Below are 14,348 nucleotides of genomic sequence, written 5' to 3'. Positions count from 1 at the left end.
CGCCCTGTTCCCGCCCCTGGTGCTGGATCGGATCAGTGCCGACTGGGCCCTCAGGCCGGCAAGGAGCAACCATGGCGGTCCCGCAGGCAGGCCAGAAGCTCCTCCACCCGCCCCTCCGGCCCCACCACACTCGTCACCCCGTGCGAGGCCACCTCGTCGGCGACCAACGGGGCAAGCCCCAGATCCCGCAGCCCCCGCCGCAGGTACGCCGTAATCTCACGGTGCCGCTGGAACCGGGCCTCCAGCCCTTCCGCCAGTATCCGCTCCACCCCCACCCGCAGCGCCCGCACGTTGTTCACCGCCTGCGTGATCGGGTGGGGATGCCAGTCCCCCCACTTCTCCGTGTAGTCCCGCCACACCTTGAGGTTCAGGTACCACCCGGGACCGGCCGCCCGGTCGATCTGGGCCCACCCCTCCTTCCCCCACCGCTACCACCGCCAACCCAGGCGGTGACTCGAGGCCCTCCTGCGAGGCGGAGACGCAGATCCCCACCCCCCAGTCGTCCATGTCCAGGCGCTCGATGCCCAGGGAGGCAATCGCGTCCACGATGAGGAGCACCCCGTGCCGCCGACACGCCTCGGAAAGTTCACGCACGGGATTGAGTACCCCGGTGGAGGTCTCGCAATGGACGACCACTACCGCGTCGAACCGCACGGAGCTCACGCTCGACTTCCGCAGGGTCCACCGCCTGCCCCAACGGAAACCGCAGGGGTCTCCACGTGCGGGGTATACGAGCGGGCGATCTCCGCGAGCCGCTCCCCGAAGAAGCCGTTCTGGGGGATGAGCACCCGCCCCGAAGGGGCAAGGGCCGAACCCAGCGCCGCGTCCAGCCCGGCACTGCCGGAGCCCGGGATCAGGAACACGTCGCCCTCCGTGCAGCACACGCGACGCACCAGCCCCACGGTCTCGTTGTAGTAGGCCGTCCATTCCGCCCCGTAGTGGGCCACCAGGGGCTCGGCCATGGCCGCCAGCACCTCCGGAGCTACCTCGATCGGGCCGGGGATCATCAGCTGGTACCGATTCATTGCCCGCTCACCTCGCTCGGCCACGGGCTCGCTCCACTACGTGGGGGGCTAAGGGCCTCGTCCCCCTAAGGCCGGCCAACCTCACACCCCATCGACTGAGAGACCTCCTGCGCTCCAGCCACCACCACACGGATGAACCCTTCCAACGGCTCATGCTCGACGCGGGTCTTGACGAGCGACACGGAGATCGCGGCCACCACCCGCCCCCGGTAGTTGCGCACCGGGGCAGCCACGCACACGTTGCCCTCGTGGAACTCCTCCCAATCCACCGCGTACCCCCGCGCCCTGACCCCCACCAACTCCCGCCGGATCACCTCCGGATCGGTGAGCGTCCGGGGCGTCAACGCCGGGAGCGGAGCCCGCGCCAACACCCGCTCCGCTACATCAGGATTGTGGGCCAGAAGGACCTTCCCTAGCGCAGTGCAGTGCGGAGGAACCCGCAGGCCGATCACCGAGGGGATGACCACGCTCGGCGCCGCCTCTTCCCGGTCCAGGTACAGGACATCGTCCTCGTACAGGATCGCCAGATGCGCGTTGGCCTCAAGTTCCCGCGCCAGCCGGCGCAACACGGGCTTGGCCTGCTCCCGGATGTCCAGCGAAGCCAAGATGTGATGGGCTTGGGCCAGGATCTTGAGGCCAAGGCGGTACCGTTTGGTCTCCGGATCGCGGTCGAGATAGCCAAACCGCTGGAGGGTGTAGACAATGGGGTAGATGCTCCCCGGACGGACCCCCATCGCCCGGGCCACCTCGGTCAGGGTCAGCCCGTTTGGCGCCCCGTTGAACAGGTCCAACACGCCCAGCGCCTTGGCCAGCGAGGTGTTGAGGTAGCGCTCTCGTTCCATCCCTCCCCCTCACCCAATTATAATGAGGCAAATCGGCTTTGCCATTGTTGCCGCACTCCGACCACCCCACCGCGATCGCTTAAAGTTCGGTGCCCCGCGCCGCGGTGGCGTTACGGATGCGTTCCACCACCGCGGCCACCGGCTGGGGACCGAGGTCCTCCCCGGTCCGCAGGCGCAGGGCCACCACGCCCTGGGCCGCCTCCCGCGCCCCGCACACCAGCATGTACGGGATCTTCTGGAGTTGCGCCTCCCGGATGAGCCACCGCAGGGTCTTGCGCTCCTTCGTCCACGCCTCAGCACGGATCCCCGCCTGGCGAAGCTCCTCCGCCACCCCTTCGGCGTAGGGGATCTCCCCCTCCGTCACCGGAAGCACGACCGCCTGCACCGGGGCGAGCCAGGCCGGAAACGCCCCGCCGTAGTGCTCGATGAGGATCCCGAAGAACCGCTCCAGGGACCCCAGGAGGGCCCGGTGGACCATGTACGGCCGGTGAGGCTGGCCATCGTCGCCGATGTAGGTCATGGCGAACCGCTCGGGGAGGTTGAAGTCGAACTGGATCGTGGTGAGCTGCCAGGAGCGATGGAGCGAGTCCAGGATATGCATGTCGATCTTGGGGCCGTAGAACACGGCCTCGCCTTCCATCCGGGTGTAGGGGAGCCCCTTCCGCTCCAGGGCCCGCACGAGGGAGTTCTCGGCCGCCTCCCACATCGCGTCGCCCCCGATGTAGCGCTCCTTGTGAGCCGGATCGCGCACGGAGAGGGCGACCTTGTAGTCGTGGAACCCGAACGCGCCGAGGATGTGCATCGTAAGGTCGAGGCAGCCCTCGACCTCGTCCTCGATCTGGTCCGGCCGGCAGATGATGTGGGCGTCGTCCTGGGTGAACCCCCGCACCCGCAGGAGCCCGTGCAGCACCCCCGACCGCTCGAACCGGTACACCGTCCCCAGCTCCGCGTAGCGGATGGGAAGATCGCGGTAGGACCGGGTGCGGGTCTTGTAGATCGCGATGTGGAACGGACAGTTCATCGGCTTGAGGTAGAACTCCTGCCCCTCCGCGTCCATCGAGCTGTACATCCCCTCCCGGTAGAAATCGAGGTGCCCGGACTCTCGCCACAGCCGCGCCCGCCCGATGTGCGGGGTGTACACGAGCTGATAGCCGGCCTTGTAGTGCTCGTCCTTCCAGAAGGTCTCGATGACGTGGCGGATCCGGGCTCCCTTGGGGTGCCAGAGCACCAATCCCGCCCCGATGGTCTCGTTTTGGATGGAGAAGAGATCCAGATCCGGCCCCAGCGTCCGGTGGTCCCGGGCCCGCGCCTCCTCCCGCCACCGCAGGTGCTCCTCCAGGGCCGCGGCGCTGGGGAAGGCGGTGCCGTAGATGCGGGTGAGCATGTCCCGGGCAGCATCCCCTCGCCAGTACGCCCCGGCGAGATCGAGGAGCCTCACGTGCCGCACGAGGCCGGTCGAGGCGAGGTGGGGCCCCCGACAGAGGTCGATGAACTCCCCCTGGCGGTAGAACGAGATCCGCTCGTCGGGGATGTCCGCGAGGAGCTCGAGCTTGTAGTCCTCGCCGAGCTCGCGATAGAGCGCCTCCGCCTCCGCACGGGAGAGCCATACCCGTTCGATGGGGAGATCGGCCTCCACGATCTTCGCCATCTCCGCTTCGATCGCGGCCAGGGCCTCCCGACCGAGGGGCTCGGGAAAGCGAAAGTCATAGTAGAACCCATCGGCGATCGCCGGCCCGATGGCCAGCTTTACCCCAGGGTAGAGTCGCCGGACGGCCTGGGCCAGGATGTGGGAGGCCGTGTGGCGCAGGACCTCGAGGGCCGCGGGATCGGCGAGCGCCACCGTGCGGACCTCACCCGACTCGGGCAGCGGGTCCCTGAGGTCCCGAAGCTGCCCGTCCACAAGGGCTGCGGCCGCCGTGAGCCCCCGCTCCTCGAGAAGCGCGAGGAGACTGCGGCCGCTCGCCTCCACCACTGAGCCTTCGGGCAGGATCACCTTGGCCATCCCACACCTCCGACTTAAGGATGATCGGAACCTTACCCCGTCCGCACAGCCGCGGCAAGCGTCACACCAAGGGCAGCGGCTCCTCCCGGATCGCCCGTGGCCCCAGGATGTGCACCACCGAAAGGCCCCGCCCGACGAGATGGGCGGCGATGAACCGGCGGTGGCAACCACGGGGGTCCCGCTCCGCGCACAGCACCGCCACCCGTCCCTCCCGGCTCAGGCGGAGGAGGCGGGCAATTCCGTCCTGGAACGCCTCGGTCTCCATGTGCGCGGGATATCCACCCGTTCGGTACCCGCCGAGCTCCTCCCCCAGCCACTCGTAGCGGATCCCGACCTCACGGAGCCCGGCAGCCATGGCCTCCCGGGCGAACTGGGGGTGTTTCCGCGACGTGGGGAACCGGCGCACGTCGGCCACGATCTCGATCGAAAACTCCGTGAGGAGCGCGACGAACGCGCCCCACGGGAGGCCGGAATGGCCCACCGTGTACACCGTCATGACTTGGGATTACAGGATGTACCGCGAGAGATCCACGTCTCCGGCCAGCCCGGCCAGCTTCTCGCGCACGTAGGCGGCGTCGATCACGACCCGCTTCCCGGCGTGGTCCTCGGCGGAGAAGGACAGGTCCTCCATCGCCTTTTCCACCACCGTGAACAGGCGCCGAGCGCCGATGTCCTCGAGGGTCTGGTTGAGGTCGGCCGCGACCTTGGCCATGGCGGCGATGGCGTCGTCGGCGAACACGAGGTCCACGCCCTCGGTGGCCAGCAAGGCCCGGTACTGCGTGGTCAGCGCGTCCTCGGGCTCGGTGAGGATCCGGCGCAGGTGGTCCTCGGACAGGGGATGGAGTTCCACCCGGATCGGGAGCCGTCCTTGGAGCTCGGGCATGAGGTCGCTCGGCTTGGCGGCGGTGAACGCCCCGGCGGCGATGAACAGGATGCCCTCCGTGTTCACGTTCCCGTGCCGGGTACGCACCGTCGTCCCCTCGAGGAGCGGCAGGAGGTCCCGCTGGACCCCCTGACGGGATACCCCGGGGCCGTACCGCTCTTCGCGGCCGGACATGGCGAGCTTGTCGAGCTCGTCGATGAAGATGATCCCCGACTCCTCCACGGCGCGGATCGCCTCCCCCCGGATCTCCTCCATGTTGAGGAGGCCGTCCAGCGCCTCCTCCTTGAGCACGGTCCGCGCCCCCCGCACCGTCATCCGCTTCGCCCGGCGGGGAGCGGGAAACCCGGCGAAGAGATCAGAGAGGTCGATCCCCAGTTGGTCCATCCCCGCCTCGGAGAACACCGACACCTGGGGAACGAGGGGCTCCCGCACCGGGATCTCCACCCATTGCTCCTCGAGTTCCCCGGCCCGGAGCCGTTCCCGCAGGCGGTCCCGTGCTCCCTCCCCGCCGGCCACCCCGGCGAGGAGGGCGTCGAGCAGCCGCTCCTCGGCCCAGCGGTCCACCTCCGCCGCGAGCCGGCGGGCCTCCCGGGCCCGGACCATGGCGATGGCTGCCTCCACCAGGTCCCGGACCATGGACTCCACGTCCCGCCCCACGTAGCCGACCTCGGTGTACCGGGTGGCCTCCACCTTGAGGAACGGGGAATCCGTGATCTGGGCCAGGCGCCGGGCGATCTCCGTCTTCCCGACCCCGGTGGGGCCGATCATGAGGATGTTCTTCGGCCGCACTTCCCGTCGCAGCTCGGGAGGAAGGGCCGCGCGGCGAACCCGGTTGCGCAGGGCGACGGCCACCGCCCGTTTCGCCGCCTCCTGGCCGACGATGTGGCGGTCGAGCTCCCGCACCACCTCACGCGGGGTAAGCCCAGGGAGCCGGGTCACCACGTCACCTCTTCCACCGTGATCCGATCGTTGGTGTAAATATCGATCTCGGACGCGATCTTTAAGGCCTCCCGGGCCACCTCGGCCAGCGGAAGGTCGACATGGCGGACCAAGGCGCGGGCGGCGCTCAGGGCGTAGCCGCCCCCGGACCCAATCCCGGCCAGGCCGTCCTCCGGCTCCAGCACGTCCCCCTGCCCGGTGAGGATGAGCAACGCCTCCTGTGAGGCGGCCACCAGCACCGCCTCCAAGCGCCGCAGCGCCCGGTCGGTCCGCCACTCCTTGGACAGTTCCACCGCCGCCCGGCGCAGGGACCCGTAGGCGGAGAGCTTCCCCTCCAGCCGCTCGAGCAGGGCGATCCCGTCCGCCGTTCCCCCGGCGAACCCCACCAGCACCTGGCCGCCGTGGATGCGGTGGACCTTGCGCGCCCCGGTCTTGATCACCCGGCTCTCCATGGTCGCCTGGCCGTCGCAGGCCATCACCGCGCGCCGCGTCCCCTCGGACCGGATGGCGAGGATCGTCGTGGACTCCACGTACATCGCAACGAGTCTAGCCACGGTCCCGCGGGGCCTCAACCGCGCAGACCGGACAGAGATCCCCAGGGCCAAGGAACGCCACCCCGCACCGGCGACACGCACTTCCGCCGGCGGCGAGGATCGCCTGGTCCCGCGCCCGGGCCCAAGCCACGATGCCGGCGAGCTTGTCCCGGAGGCCTTCCGGCAGGTGGGCGGACAGCTCCTGCTCGGCGAGCCGCCGCTCCCGCGGAGAAGGGGGGGGCACGGTGACCTCCGGCGGGGGGCCGGGCTCAGCCCGCACGTGGAACCGCAGCTCCTTCACCCCACTCCCCGGGGCCACCTCCGCCAACCGCGCCAGGAGCTCCGCCGCCAGGAGGTGAAGCTCCGCCGCCACCACGTGGCTGGGCACACCCAGGTGAAGGACCTCGCGGTCCACGTACAACGGGCGGGCCAAGCTGGCCAGGTTGGGTCCTACTGCGCGCTCCCAGGCGAACACCGCGCGCTGCTGGGCCAGGGCCTCGGCCAGCCCCCACCGGCGGGCCAGGGGCAATAACCACTGCAGAAGATCTTCTTTACTCATAACCCTTGTCCTCGTTGTAGGGGCCACACGGGATTTGGGGATAACTCAGGTTGGTCACGTGGCGACGGGAAAACCGGCTGGGGAAACCCCTGTGGATAACTTGTGGACAGGACGGCTGCCCTGGGAAGTTCTGTTGTGGAAAGAGTTTTCCTTTACGTTTCCTCACCCGTTGTCCACCGGAACCAGGGGATTGTCCCCACCCGAAGCCGGGGTTATCCACAGGGATATCCCCAGGGGGCTGGGGACAGATCATGCCGTGTACTTGGCCTGGATGGCCGCGCGTAGGGCGTCGATCTCCCCGCGGAGTAAGGCGAACTGGCGGATGAGCTCCTGCATCTTCTGGTAGGAGTGCATGATCGTGGTGTGGTCGCGGCCGCCGAACGCCCGCCCCAGGGCGGGGAAGGAGTTCTCGGTGAGCTCGCGGGCGAGGTAGATCGCGATCTGGCGGGCATGGACGATCTCCTTCTTGCGGGAAGGGCCCTCCAATTCGGCCACCGGGACCCGGTATGCGGCGGCCACCTCCTCCTTGATCGCGTCTACGGTCAGGCGGCGGGACCGGTCCTCCTTAGGGAGCACGTCCTCCAGCACGGCCGCGGTGATCGGCCCCTTGCCCAGTTCCGCGTAGGCCATGGCCCGGATCAACGCCCCCTCCAGGTCGCGGACGTTGCTCGTGATCCGGGATGCGATCAGCTCCACCACCTCGTCGGACACCTCGAGATTCCGTCGGCGCGCCTTCTCCCGTAGGATGGCCATCCGCGTCTCGAAGTCCGGGGGCTGGATGTCCGCCACCAGGCCCCACCGAAACCGGGACACGAGCCGGTCCTGGAGGCCATGGAGCTCGTCCGGGGGCCGGTCCGAGGAGAGCACGATTTGCTTTCCGTTCCCGTAGAGCTCGTTGAACGTGTGGAACAGTTCTTCTTGCGTCCCTTCCTTGTTCTTGAGGAAGTGCACGTCGTCGATGAGGAGCACGTCCACCGTGCGGTACTTGGCGCGGAACTGTTCGGTGGTGTTGGTGCCGATGGAGTGGATGAGCTCGATCGCGAACCGCTCCGAGGTCGTGTACACCACGGTGAGGTCGCCGGGCTTCTGGACGACGTGGGTGCCGATGGCGTGGAGGAGGTGGGTCTTGCCCAGGCCAACTTTGCCGTAGATAAAGAGCGGGTTGTAAGCCCGGGCCGGGGACTCGGCCACGGCCTGGGCGGCGGCGAACGCGAGCTGGGAGTTCTTGCCCCGGACAAACGTGTCGAACGTGTACTCCGGGTTCAGGGGCAAGGACCCGAGGTAGCGGCGCGGGGCGGACGCCTCCTGGGGCGAGGCAGGCGAGGGAGGGGGGTGATCGCTCACCGTGATCTGGAGCGATACCTCCCGGCCAGCCGTCTCGTGAAGCACCCGTTCCAACAGCGCCCGGTACTTCCGTTCGATCCCTCCCTTGGCGAACACGGACGGCACCTCCAGCACCACCGTGTCCCCAGGACCCTGGCGGGGTTTCGCGTCGGCGAACCAGGCGGCAAAGCTGGTGGGGGGAACTTCCTCGGCAAGCTGGGCCTTGACCTTCTCCCAGATGTCCTCGATGGTTTGCACCATGGCCTCTCGCAGCCTACCCCGGTGGGGGGGACCCGTCAAATCGCGGTGGTGGCGAGGCCCAGAGTCGAACTGGGGACACCGCGGTTTTCAGCCGCGTGCTCTACCACCTGAGCTACCTCGCCAAGGCCACCCCGCGAAGACCGCGTCTTCGCGGGGACCCCGACCTTGAAAGCGGGGACGACGGGATTTGAACCCGCGATCTCCGGAGTGACAATCCGGTGTCCTAGTCCGGCCTAGACCACGTCCCCGTTTTCGCCCCACGAAATGGGGCCCCTTCTGCTCCCCTGCGAGCCCCTCATCTTGGCACCCTCACAGGGTCCTTGAGGCTCAGTGGGCGAGAGAGGGCTCGAACCTCTGGCCTTCCGGATGTAAGCCGGATGCTCTCCCGCTGAGCTACTCGCCCACAAGTGTAGCAACCTTGGGCCCCCGTCCGCAAGTGTCCCCGGGGGGATTCGAACCCCCGTTTCCGGATTGAAAGCCCGGTGTCCTGGGCCGGCCTAGACGACGGGGACAGGGCTACCAGCGGCCACCAAGCCTTCTGGGTCGTGCAGGAATCGAACCTGCGACACCCGGCTTAAAAGGCCGGTGCTCTGCCAACTGAGCTAACGACCCGCGGCGTGATCGGTGAACCGTGACCGTTATCCGGGCTGCGGTTAGAACGGATTACGGCTCGCGGTCTACGGATCACGGGCTGGTGGGCCGTGGAGGACTCGAACCCCCAACCCGCGGATTAAGAGTCCGCTGCTCTACCGGTTGAGCTAACGGCCCTACCCATCGCAATGTTACGGGCGAGAGGGCAAGCCCGTCAAGGGGATACAATCCCCCCGTGGATGGCCTGTGGCAAGGTCGCGCTCCGCTGGCCGATCGCCTCCGTCCCCGCACCCTGGACGAGGTGGTGGGCCAGCGCCACCTCCTCGGGGAGAAAGGGCCGCTGCGGGCGCTCATCGAACAGGGCCTGGTGGTGCCCCTCATCTTCTGGGGACCGCCGGGGACCGGGAAGACCACGATCGGTCGCCTGGTCGCCGGCCGATGGGGGGCGCGGTTCGTGCAGAAGTCCGCGGCCCTGGCCACGATGCCCGAGGTGCGGGAGGCCCTCGCCGCCTCGCGCGAGCTCTGGCAGCGCGTCGGGCAGCGGGACCTCCTGTTCCTCGACGAGATCCATCGCTGGAACCGGGCCCAGCAGGACGTGCTTTTGCCGTTCCTCGAGGAGGGGTCGATCCTGTTCATCGGGGCCACCACCGAGAACCCCTCGTTCGCCCTGCGCTCGGCCCTCCTTTCCCGGGCTCAGCTGTTCGTGTTCGAGCCCCTGTCCGAGGACGACCTGCGGGTGCTCCTCGCCCGGGCCCTGGCCGACGAGCGGGGGTACGGGGGGCGGGTGGAGCTGGAGCCGGGGGCGGGGGAGTTCCTCGTCCGCTACGCGGACGGAGATGCCCGTCGGCTCCTGATCGCGGTGGAGACCGCGGTGGGGGCGGTCGGGGAGGGGTGCCTGTCCCTCGCCCAGGTGGCGGAGGCGGTGGGGCGCAAGGCCCCCCGCTACGATCGGGCCGGAGAGGAGCACTACAACCTGATCTCCGCCCTGCACAAGGCGGTGCGCAACTCCGATGTGGACGCCGCCCTGTACTGGCTGGCGCGGATGCTCGAGTCCGGCGAGGATCCGCGCTACCTCGCCCGGCGCCTGGTGCGCATGGCCAGCGAGGACATCGGCCTCGCCGATCCGGGGGCGCTGCGCCTGGCGGTGGCCGCGGCCCAGGCGGTGGAGGCCGTGGGGATGCCGGAGTGCGAGCTGGCGGTGGCCGAGGCCGTGGCCTACCTCGCCCTGGCCCCGAAGTCCAATGCCCTCTACCTTGCCTACGGCGAGGCCAAGCGGGACGTGCAGGCCACGATCAACGAGCCGGTGCCGCTCCACCTCAGGAACCCGGTCACGGACACGATGAAGGACCTCGGCTACGGGAAGGGCTATCGGTACGCCCACGACCTCCCGGAGGGGGTGGCGCCCATGCCCTGCCTCCCCGAGGGGTTGCGGGATCGGGTGTACTACCGACCGAAGCCGGTGGGGTGGGAGGGCAAGCTCCGCGAGCGGCTGGCGGCCATCCGTGCCCGGATCCGCGGCGAGAAGAGATCCGAGTAACCAGCGACCCTAGCCCGGTTCGAGGGGTGAGATCGCAGTCGGCCGATTCTCCCTGAGCATGGAGACCACCCGCTCCACGCTCGTCTGAACCGGGGGCGTGAGCCCCTCCCCCAGCGCGCGGTCGGCGGGCTGGATCCCCACCAAGATCAGCTCCCCGACCTTGCCGGTGAGCCGGGAGAGGAGAAACGGAAGCGGCAGGGCATGTGTCGAGCTGAGCATGCGTTCCCCCTCGGTGAGGGGGAGCCGTCGGGCGCTCCCCGGGGGGAGGCCCATCTCCGCCGCATCCACCACCACGAGGAGGTCGGGGGCGAGGCGCTCGATCAGGCCGAGGGCATTCTCCACCGCCTGTCCGGCCGCGATGACCGTCCAGCCCGTCCCTTGAAGCCGCTCGCCCACCCCCAGCCCAACGCCATCGTCGCGCCGGAGGGGGTTCCCGATCGCCAACAGGACCCGACGCACTTCGCTGCCCCTCTTCGGGATGGGCGGGTCTCCCTCAGGCCAGGTTCTCCCGCAGGAATGTGCGGAACGGATGGGCCAGGTTCTCCAGGTCCTCCCGCCTCTTGATCACGATCCGCCTCCCGGGCAGCCCCAGGATGTCCCGGTCCTTGAGATCCGACAGGACTCGGATCGCCGTCTCCGTGGACACGCCGGCCATCTCCGCGAGCTCCCCCCGCGGCAGCTCCAACCCGATGTCCCATCCGTCCGGGGTCTCCTGGCCAAACGCCCGCGCCAGCTCCAGGAGCGCCCGCGCCACCCGTTCCTTGGCCGATCGGGACGTGATCTCCACCAATTTCTCCCCGAACACCTTGAGCTCGCGGGAGAGCTTCTCGATCAGCCTCAGGCCCACCTCCGGGTAGCGGCGGACGAACGGGAGGAAATCCTCCCGGGGGATGAACATCAGGCGCGATGGCTCCAGGGCCTTGGCGTAGCAGGTGTAGGTTTCCTGGTCGAACAAGGTCTTCTCGCCCAGGATCTCTCCGGGGCCGAGGAGCTTCAGGATCTGGGAATGGCCGAACCGGGTGCGCTTGGCGACCTTGATCTTCCCCTGGCACAGGATGTACAGGCCGAACGCGGGCATTCCCTCGTGGAACACCATCCCCCCCACCTCGACCTCCATCGGCCGCATCAGGGCCTCGAGCTCCTTCCGGCCCGCCGGGGGGAGTCCGTCGAAGATGTAGGAACATCCGTGGCGGCACTTCCGGCACCGGTCCGGTGCCTTAACCGGCTGGGTCTTGACGTCCCACATCTCGGTACCGTTTGTACCGCAAGTGCAAGCGCTCGTCCAGGGGCATCGCGTCGAGTTCCTGAAGGTGCCGCAGCACCGCTGCCCGCACCGCACCCACCGTGCCCTCGGGGTCGGTGTGGGCCCCGCCCAGGGGTTCGGGGATGACCTCGTCCACCACCCCCAGCTCCCGGAGGTGGGGGGCGGTGAGCTTCAGGGCCTGGGCCGCCTTGGGGGCAGCCCCGGCGTCCTTCCACAGGATGGCCCCCGCCCCTTCCGGGGAAATCACGGAGTAGGTGGCGTTCTCCAGCATGAGCAGCCGATCGGCGGCGGCCAGGGCCACCGCTCCGCCCGATCCCCCCTCCCCGAGGATCACCGCCACCGTGGGCACGGGCAAGGCGATCATGGCCGCGATGCACTGGGCAATGGCCCCCGCGATGTTGTGGGCCTCCGCCGCCACCCCGGGGTAGGCCCCCGGGGTGTTGATCAGGGTCACCACCGGCAACCGCAGCCGGGCGGCCATGTCCATGATCCGCAGCGCCTTCCGGTAGCCCTCCGGGGTGGCCATGCCGAACCGGCACGCCCGCTGTTCCTCCGGCGTCCCCCCGCGGTGGTGGAACAGGATGGCCACCGGCCGCCCCCCCAACCTCGCCACCCCCCCGCGCAGGGCCGGGTCGTCCCCGAGCATCCGGTCCCCCCGCAGCTCGTAGAACCCCTCGGCCAGGGCCTGGACGAACGAGAGGCCCCCCGGCCGGTCCAGCCGGCGGGCGAGCTGCACCCGGTCCCAGTCCGCGAGGGCAGCGTAGTGCTGGCGCTTGAGCTCGGAGATCTTGCGTTCGAGGAGGGTAAGCTCCTCGCGCAGGTCCAGCTCGTTGCCTTCCACCAGCTTGCGCAGCTCGGCCGCCTTCTCCTCCAGCGCCCGGAGCTTGTCCTCATGCGGCATGGGGGCTCTCCTGGAATACGCTCAGGATGCGGCCGAGCTCATCCCGCAGCTCCGCCCGGGCCACCACCTGGTCCACATGCCCGTGCTCCAAAGCGAACTTGGCCGTCTGGAACTCCGGAGGCAACCGCTCCCCGGTGGTCTGCTCGATCACCTTCGGCCCGGCGAACCCGATCAGGGCCCCCTGCTCGGCCAGGGTGATGTCGGCCAGGCTGGCCAGGGACGCCAACACCCCTCCGGTGGAGGGGTAGGTGAGCACGGCGATGTAGGGGACGCCCGCCTTCGCCAGCTGCTGCCGGGCGGCCACCGTCTTCGCCATCTGCAACAGGGCAAGGATGCCTTCCTGGACCCGCGCCCCTCCGGAGGAGACGATGAACACGAACGGGAGACGATGAGGAGCGGCGTGGTCCATCGCCCACGCTAGCGCCTCCCCCACGGCGATCCCCATGCTCCCCCCGATGAACCGGAAGTCCATCACCGCGAGCATTACCGGGTGGCCGTGGATCTTGGCCTCCCCCACCACCACCGCGTCCTTGAGCCCCGTTTGCTCCTGGGCCTTGCGCAGCCGCTCCTTGTACGGCTCCTGGTCCACGAACCCCAGGGGGTCGTGGGATGAGGTGGATGGGGTGAGATCGCGGAACGTGCCCTCGTCCACCAGGGCCGCGATCCGTTCCGTGGCGGTGAGGAAGAAGTACGCCCCGCAACGGGGGCAGATGTAGCTCGACTCCCGGAGTTTCCGGCGGAACACGAGCTCGCCGCAAGCCTGGCACCGCAGCCACAGCGGTTCCTCCCGCCCACCGACGTCCACCGACACGTACCGGTCCCGTTTATCCTTTCTGATCGGCATCGGCACTCTCCTTCGCCTTGCCCGGAGACGGCGTCACCAACCCGCCGGACAGAACCAGGCTCACCCACTCCTCCATCGTGAGGTCGAGCGGGACCAGCTTCGCCCGGGGGATGAACAACAGCCATCCTGAGAGGGGATTGGGCGCTGTGGGCACGTACACCGAGACCGCATCCCGGTCCAAGGCCGGGCTCACCTGGGTGAGGTCCTCGCTCGTCACCATCCCCACCACGTACGACCCGGGGTAGGGGAACTCCACCAGCACCAACCGCCGCTGGGAGCCCAGCCCCTCGTCCCGACGCATGAGGAGAAGGACGTGGATGAGTTGGCGGGCAGCCCAGTACAGCTTGCGCACCCCAGGCAGGGCGAGCACGGCCTGCTCCAGGGTCCACAGGATCCGGCGGCCTAGCCAGTGGCGCACGATCGCCCCCACCGCCAGCACCACGAGGAGGGTGATCGCCACCTCGACCCCGGGGATGTACCGGCCGAACGCACGCGTGAGGAGCTGGGCGAACGTCGTGTCCGGGCCGAACAGGTTGTACGCCAGCCGGTACAGGAGCCACAGGACGTACAGGGTGAGGCCAAGGGGCAGGATGGCCACAAGGCCGGACAGGAAACTATCCCTCAGCCAACGCAAGAACTTCGGCATCCTTCCTCCGGGGAGAGTTGTACGCCAAACCCGTGGGGGGCGCAAAACGTCATGCCCCACGTGGATCAGGGATCGCCCTCGGTTCGAGCCACTGGGTCGACGGGCCGCGCTTCCCCAGCGGGACCGGCACCCGTTCGCTTTCCAATGTGGTTCACGCCTGGGCGCGCGTTGACGTCGTGAGAGGCTCGGGTATCATGC

14 protein-coding genes, 6 tRNA genes and 1 pseudogene are annotated in these 14,348 nt (G+C 68.9%); 2 read left to right on the top strand and 19 right to left on the bottom strand.

Features of this window, described 5'->3' with window-relative positions; genetic code table 11:
- Nucleotides 1-85 precede the first annotated feature (85 nt).
- Nucleotides 86-289 (top strand): annotated as a pseudogene (locus NUV94_06540) (2-oxoglutarate dehydrogenase, E2 component, dihydrolipoamide succinyltransferase).
- A 370-nt stretch (nucleotides 290-659) separates the two neighbouring features.
- Here the strand turns inward: NUV94_06540 and NUV94_06535 are convergent.
- From NUV94_06535 to NUV94_06470, 14 genes are all read right to left on the bottom strand, one after another.
- The gene (locus NUV94_06535) at nucleotides 660-1,025 is read right to left on the bottom strand and encodes a hypothetical protein (protein ID MCR4392411.1); all 366 of its coding nucleotides are present in this window, start codon (nucleotides 1,023-1,025) and stop codon (nucleotides 660-662) included.
- A 65-nt stretch (nucleotides 1,026-1,090) separates the two neighbouring features.
- Nucleotides 1,091-1,867 carry an IclR family transcriptional regulator gene (locus tag NUV94_06530; GenBank protein ID MCR4392410.1) on the bottom strand — a complete coding sequence of 259 codons (777 nt, stop codon included), beginning with the start codon at nucleotides 1,865-1,867 and terminating at the stop codon, nucleotides 1,091-1,093.
- A gap of 79 nt (nucleotides 1,868-1,946) precedes the next feature.
- The gene (gene thrS / locus NUV94_06525; GenBank protein MCR4392409.1) at nucleotides 1,947-3,869 is read right to left on the bottom strand and encodes a threonine--tRNA ligase; all 1,923 of its coding nucleotides are present in this window, start codon (nucleotides 3,867-3,869) and stop codon (nucleotides 1,947-1,949) included.
- A 61-nt stretch (nucleotides 3,870-3,930) separates the two neighbouring features.
- On the bottom strand, nucleotides 3,931-4,365 hold the full coding sequence (locus NUV94_06520; protein ID MCR4392408.1) for a DUF488 domain-containing protein: 435 nt from the start codon (nucleotides 4,363-4,365) through the stop codon (nucleotides 3,931-3,933).
- A 9-nt stretch (nucleotides 4,366-4,374) separates the two neighbouring features.
- Nucleotides 4,375-5,691, bottom strand: coding sequence for an ATP-dependent protease ATPase subunit HslU (gene hslU, locus NUV94_06515; GenBank protein MCR4392407.1), 1,317 nt, complete (start codon nucleotides 5,689-5,691; stop codon nucleotides 4,375-4,377).
- Nucleotides 5,688-6,227 carry an ATP-dependent protease subunit HslV gene (gene hslV / locus NUV94_06510; GenBank protein ID MCR4392406.1) on the bottom strand — a complete coding sequence of 180 codons (540 nt, stop codon included), beginning with the start codon at nucleotides 6,225-6,227 and terminating at the stop codon, nucleotides 5,688-5,690. Before hslV ends, hslU begins: the two co-directional genes overlap by 4 nt.
- Nucleotides 6,228-6,237: 10 nt before the next feature.
- Nucleotides 6,238-6,783, bottom strand: a complete 546-nt coding sequence (locus tag NUV94_06505; protein MCR4392405.1) for a DUF721 domain-containing protein — start codon at nucleotides 6,781-6,783, stop codon at nucleotides 6,238-6,240.
- Between the two features lie 249 nt (nucleotides 6,784-7,032).
- Nucleotides 7,033-8,367, bottom strand: a complete 1,335-nt coding sequence (gene dnaA / locus NUV94_06500) for a chromosomal replication initiator protein DnaA (GenBank protein MCR4392404.1) — start codon at nucleotides 8,365-8,367, stop codon at nucleotides 7,033-7,035.
- Between the two features lie 46 nt (nucleotides 8,368-8,413).
- A tRNA-Phe gene (locus NUV94_06495) sits at nucleotides 8,414-8,489 on the bottom strand.
- A gap of 50 nt (nucleotides 8,490-8,539) precedes the next feature.
- Nucleotides 8,540-8,615, bottom strand: a tRNA-Asp gene (locus NUV94_06490).
- An 83-nt stretch (nucleotides 8,616-8,698) separates the two neighbouring features.
- Nucleotides 8,699-8,770: transfer RNA gene (locus tag NUV94_06485), tRNA-Val, on the bottom strand.
- A gap of 34 nt (nucleotides 8,771-8,804) precedes the next feature.
- Nucleotides 8,805-8,879, bottom strand: a tRNA-Glu gene (locus NUV94_06480).
- A 27-nt stretch (nucleotides 8,880-8,906) separates the two neighbouring features.
- Nucleotides 8,907-8,979 (bottom strand) — tRNA-Lys (locus tag NUV94_06475).
- 80 nt (nucleotides 8,980-9,059) lie between these two features.
- Nucleotides 9,060-9,135 (bottom strand) — tRNA-Lys (locus NUV94_06470).
- A 58-nt stretch (nucleotides 9,136-9,193) separates the two neighbouring features.
- On the opposite strand from NUV94_06470, the gene NUV94_06465 reads away from it, so the two are divergent.
- On the top strand, nucleotides 9,194-10,495 hold the full coding sequence (locus NUV94_06465) for a replication-associated recombination protein A (GenBank protein MCR4392403.1): 1,302 nt from the start codon (nucleotides 9,194-9,196) through the stop codon (nucleotides 10,493-10,495).
- A 9-nt stretch (nucleotides 10,496-10,504) separates the two neighbouring features.
- On the opposite strand, the gene NUV94_06460 is transcribed toward NUV94_06465, so the two are convergent.
- Genes NUV94_06460 through NUV94_06440 form a run of 5 tightly spaced genes read right to left on the bottom strand, consistent with a single transcriptional unit; the run spans nucleotide 10,505 to nucleotide 14,138 of the window.
- Nucleotides 10,505-10,954, bottom strand: coding sequence for a hydrogenase 3 maturation endopeptidase HyCI (locus tag NUV94_06460; protein ID MCR4392402.1), 450 nt, complete (start codon nucleotides 10,952-10,954; stop codon nucleotides 10,505-10,507).
- A gap of 34 nt (nucleotides 10,955-10,988) precedes the next feature.
- Complete coding sequence (locus NUV94_06455) at nucleotides 10,989-11,741, bottom strand: Crp/Fnr family transcriptional regulator (GenBank protein MCR4392401.1); 753 nt, start codon at nucleotides 11,739-11,741, stop codon at nucleotides 10,989-10,991.
- Complete coding sequence (locus NUV94_06450) at nucleotides 11,713-12,660, bottom strand: acetyl-CoA carboxylase carboxyltransferase subunit alpha (GenBank protein MCR4392400.1); 948 nt, start codon at nucleotides 12,658-12,660, stop codon at nucleotides 11,713-11,715. The genes NUV94_06455 and NUV94_06450 overlap by 29 nt, the downstream gene beginning before the upstream one ends.
- Nucleotides 12,650-13,504, bottom strand: a complete 855-nt coding sequence (gene accD, locus NUV94_06445; protein ID MCR4392399.1) for an acetyl-CoA carboxylase, carboxyltransferase subunit beta — start codon at nucleotides 13,502-13,504, stop codon at nucleotides 12,650-12,652. Before accD ends, NUV94_06450 begins: the two co-directional genes overlap by 11 nt.
- Nucleotides 13,485-14,138 carry a DUF502 domain-containing protein gene (locus tag NUV94_06440; protein ID MCR4392398.1) on the bottom strand — a complete coding sequence of 218 codons (654 nt, stop codon included), beginning with the start codon at nucleotides 14,136-14,138 and terminating at the stop codon, nucleotides 13,485-13,487. The genes accD and NUV94_06440 overlap by 20 nt, the downstream gene beginning before the upstream one ends.
- Nucleotides 14,139-14,348: the final 210 nt, after the last annotated feature.

It is taken from the genome of Candidatus Acetothermia bacterium (assembly GCA_024653305.1).
In the GTDB taxonomy this organism is placed as follows: Bacteria; Bipolaricaulota; Bipolaricaulia; order Bipolaricaulales; family Bipolaricaulaceae; genus JACIWI01.
Note: the sequence above shows the minus strand (reverse complement) of the source record. Positions and strands in the feature narration are given on the sequence as shown.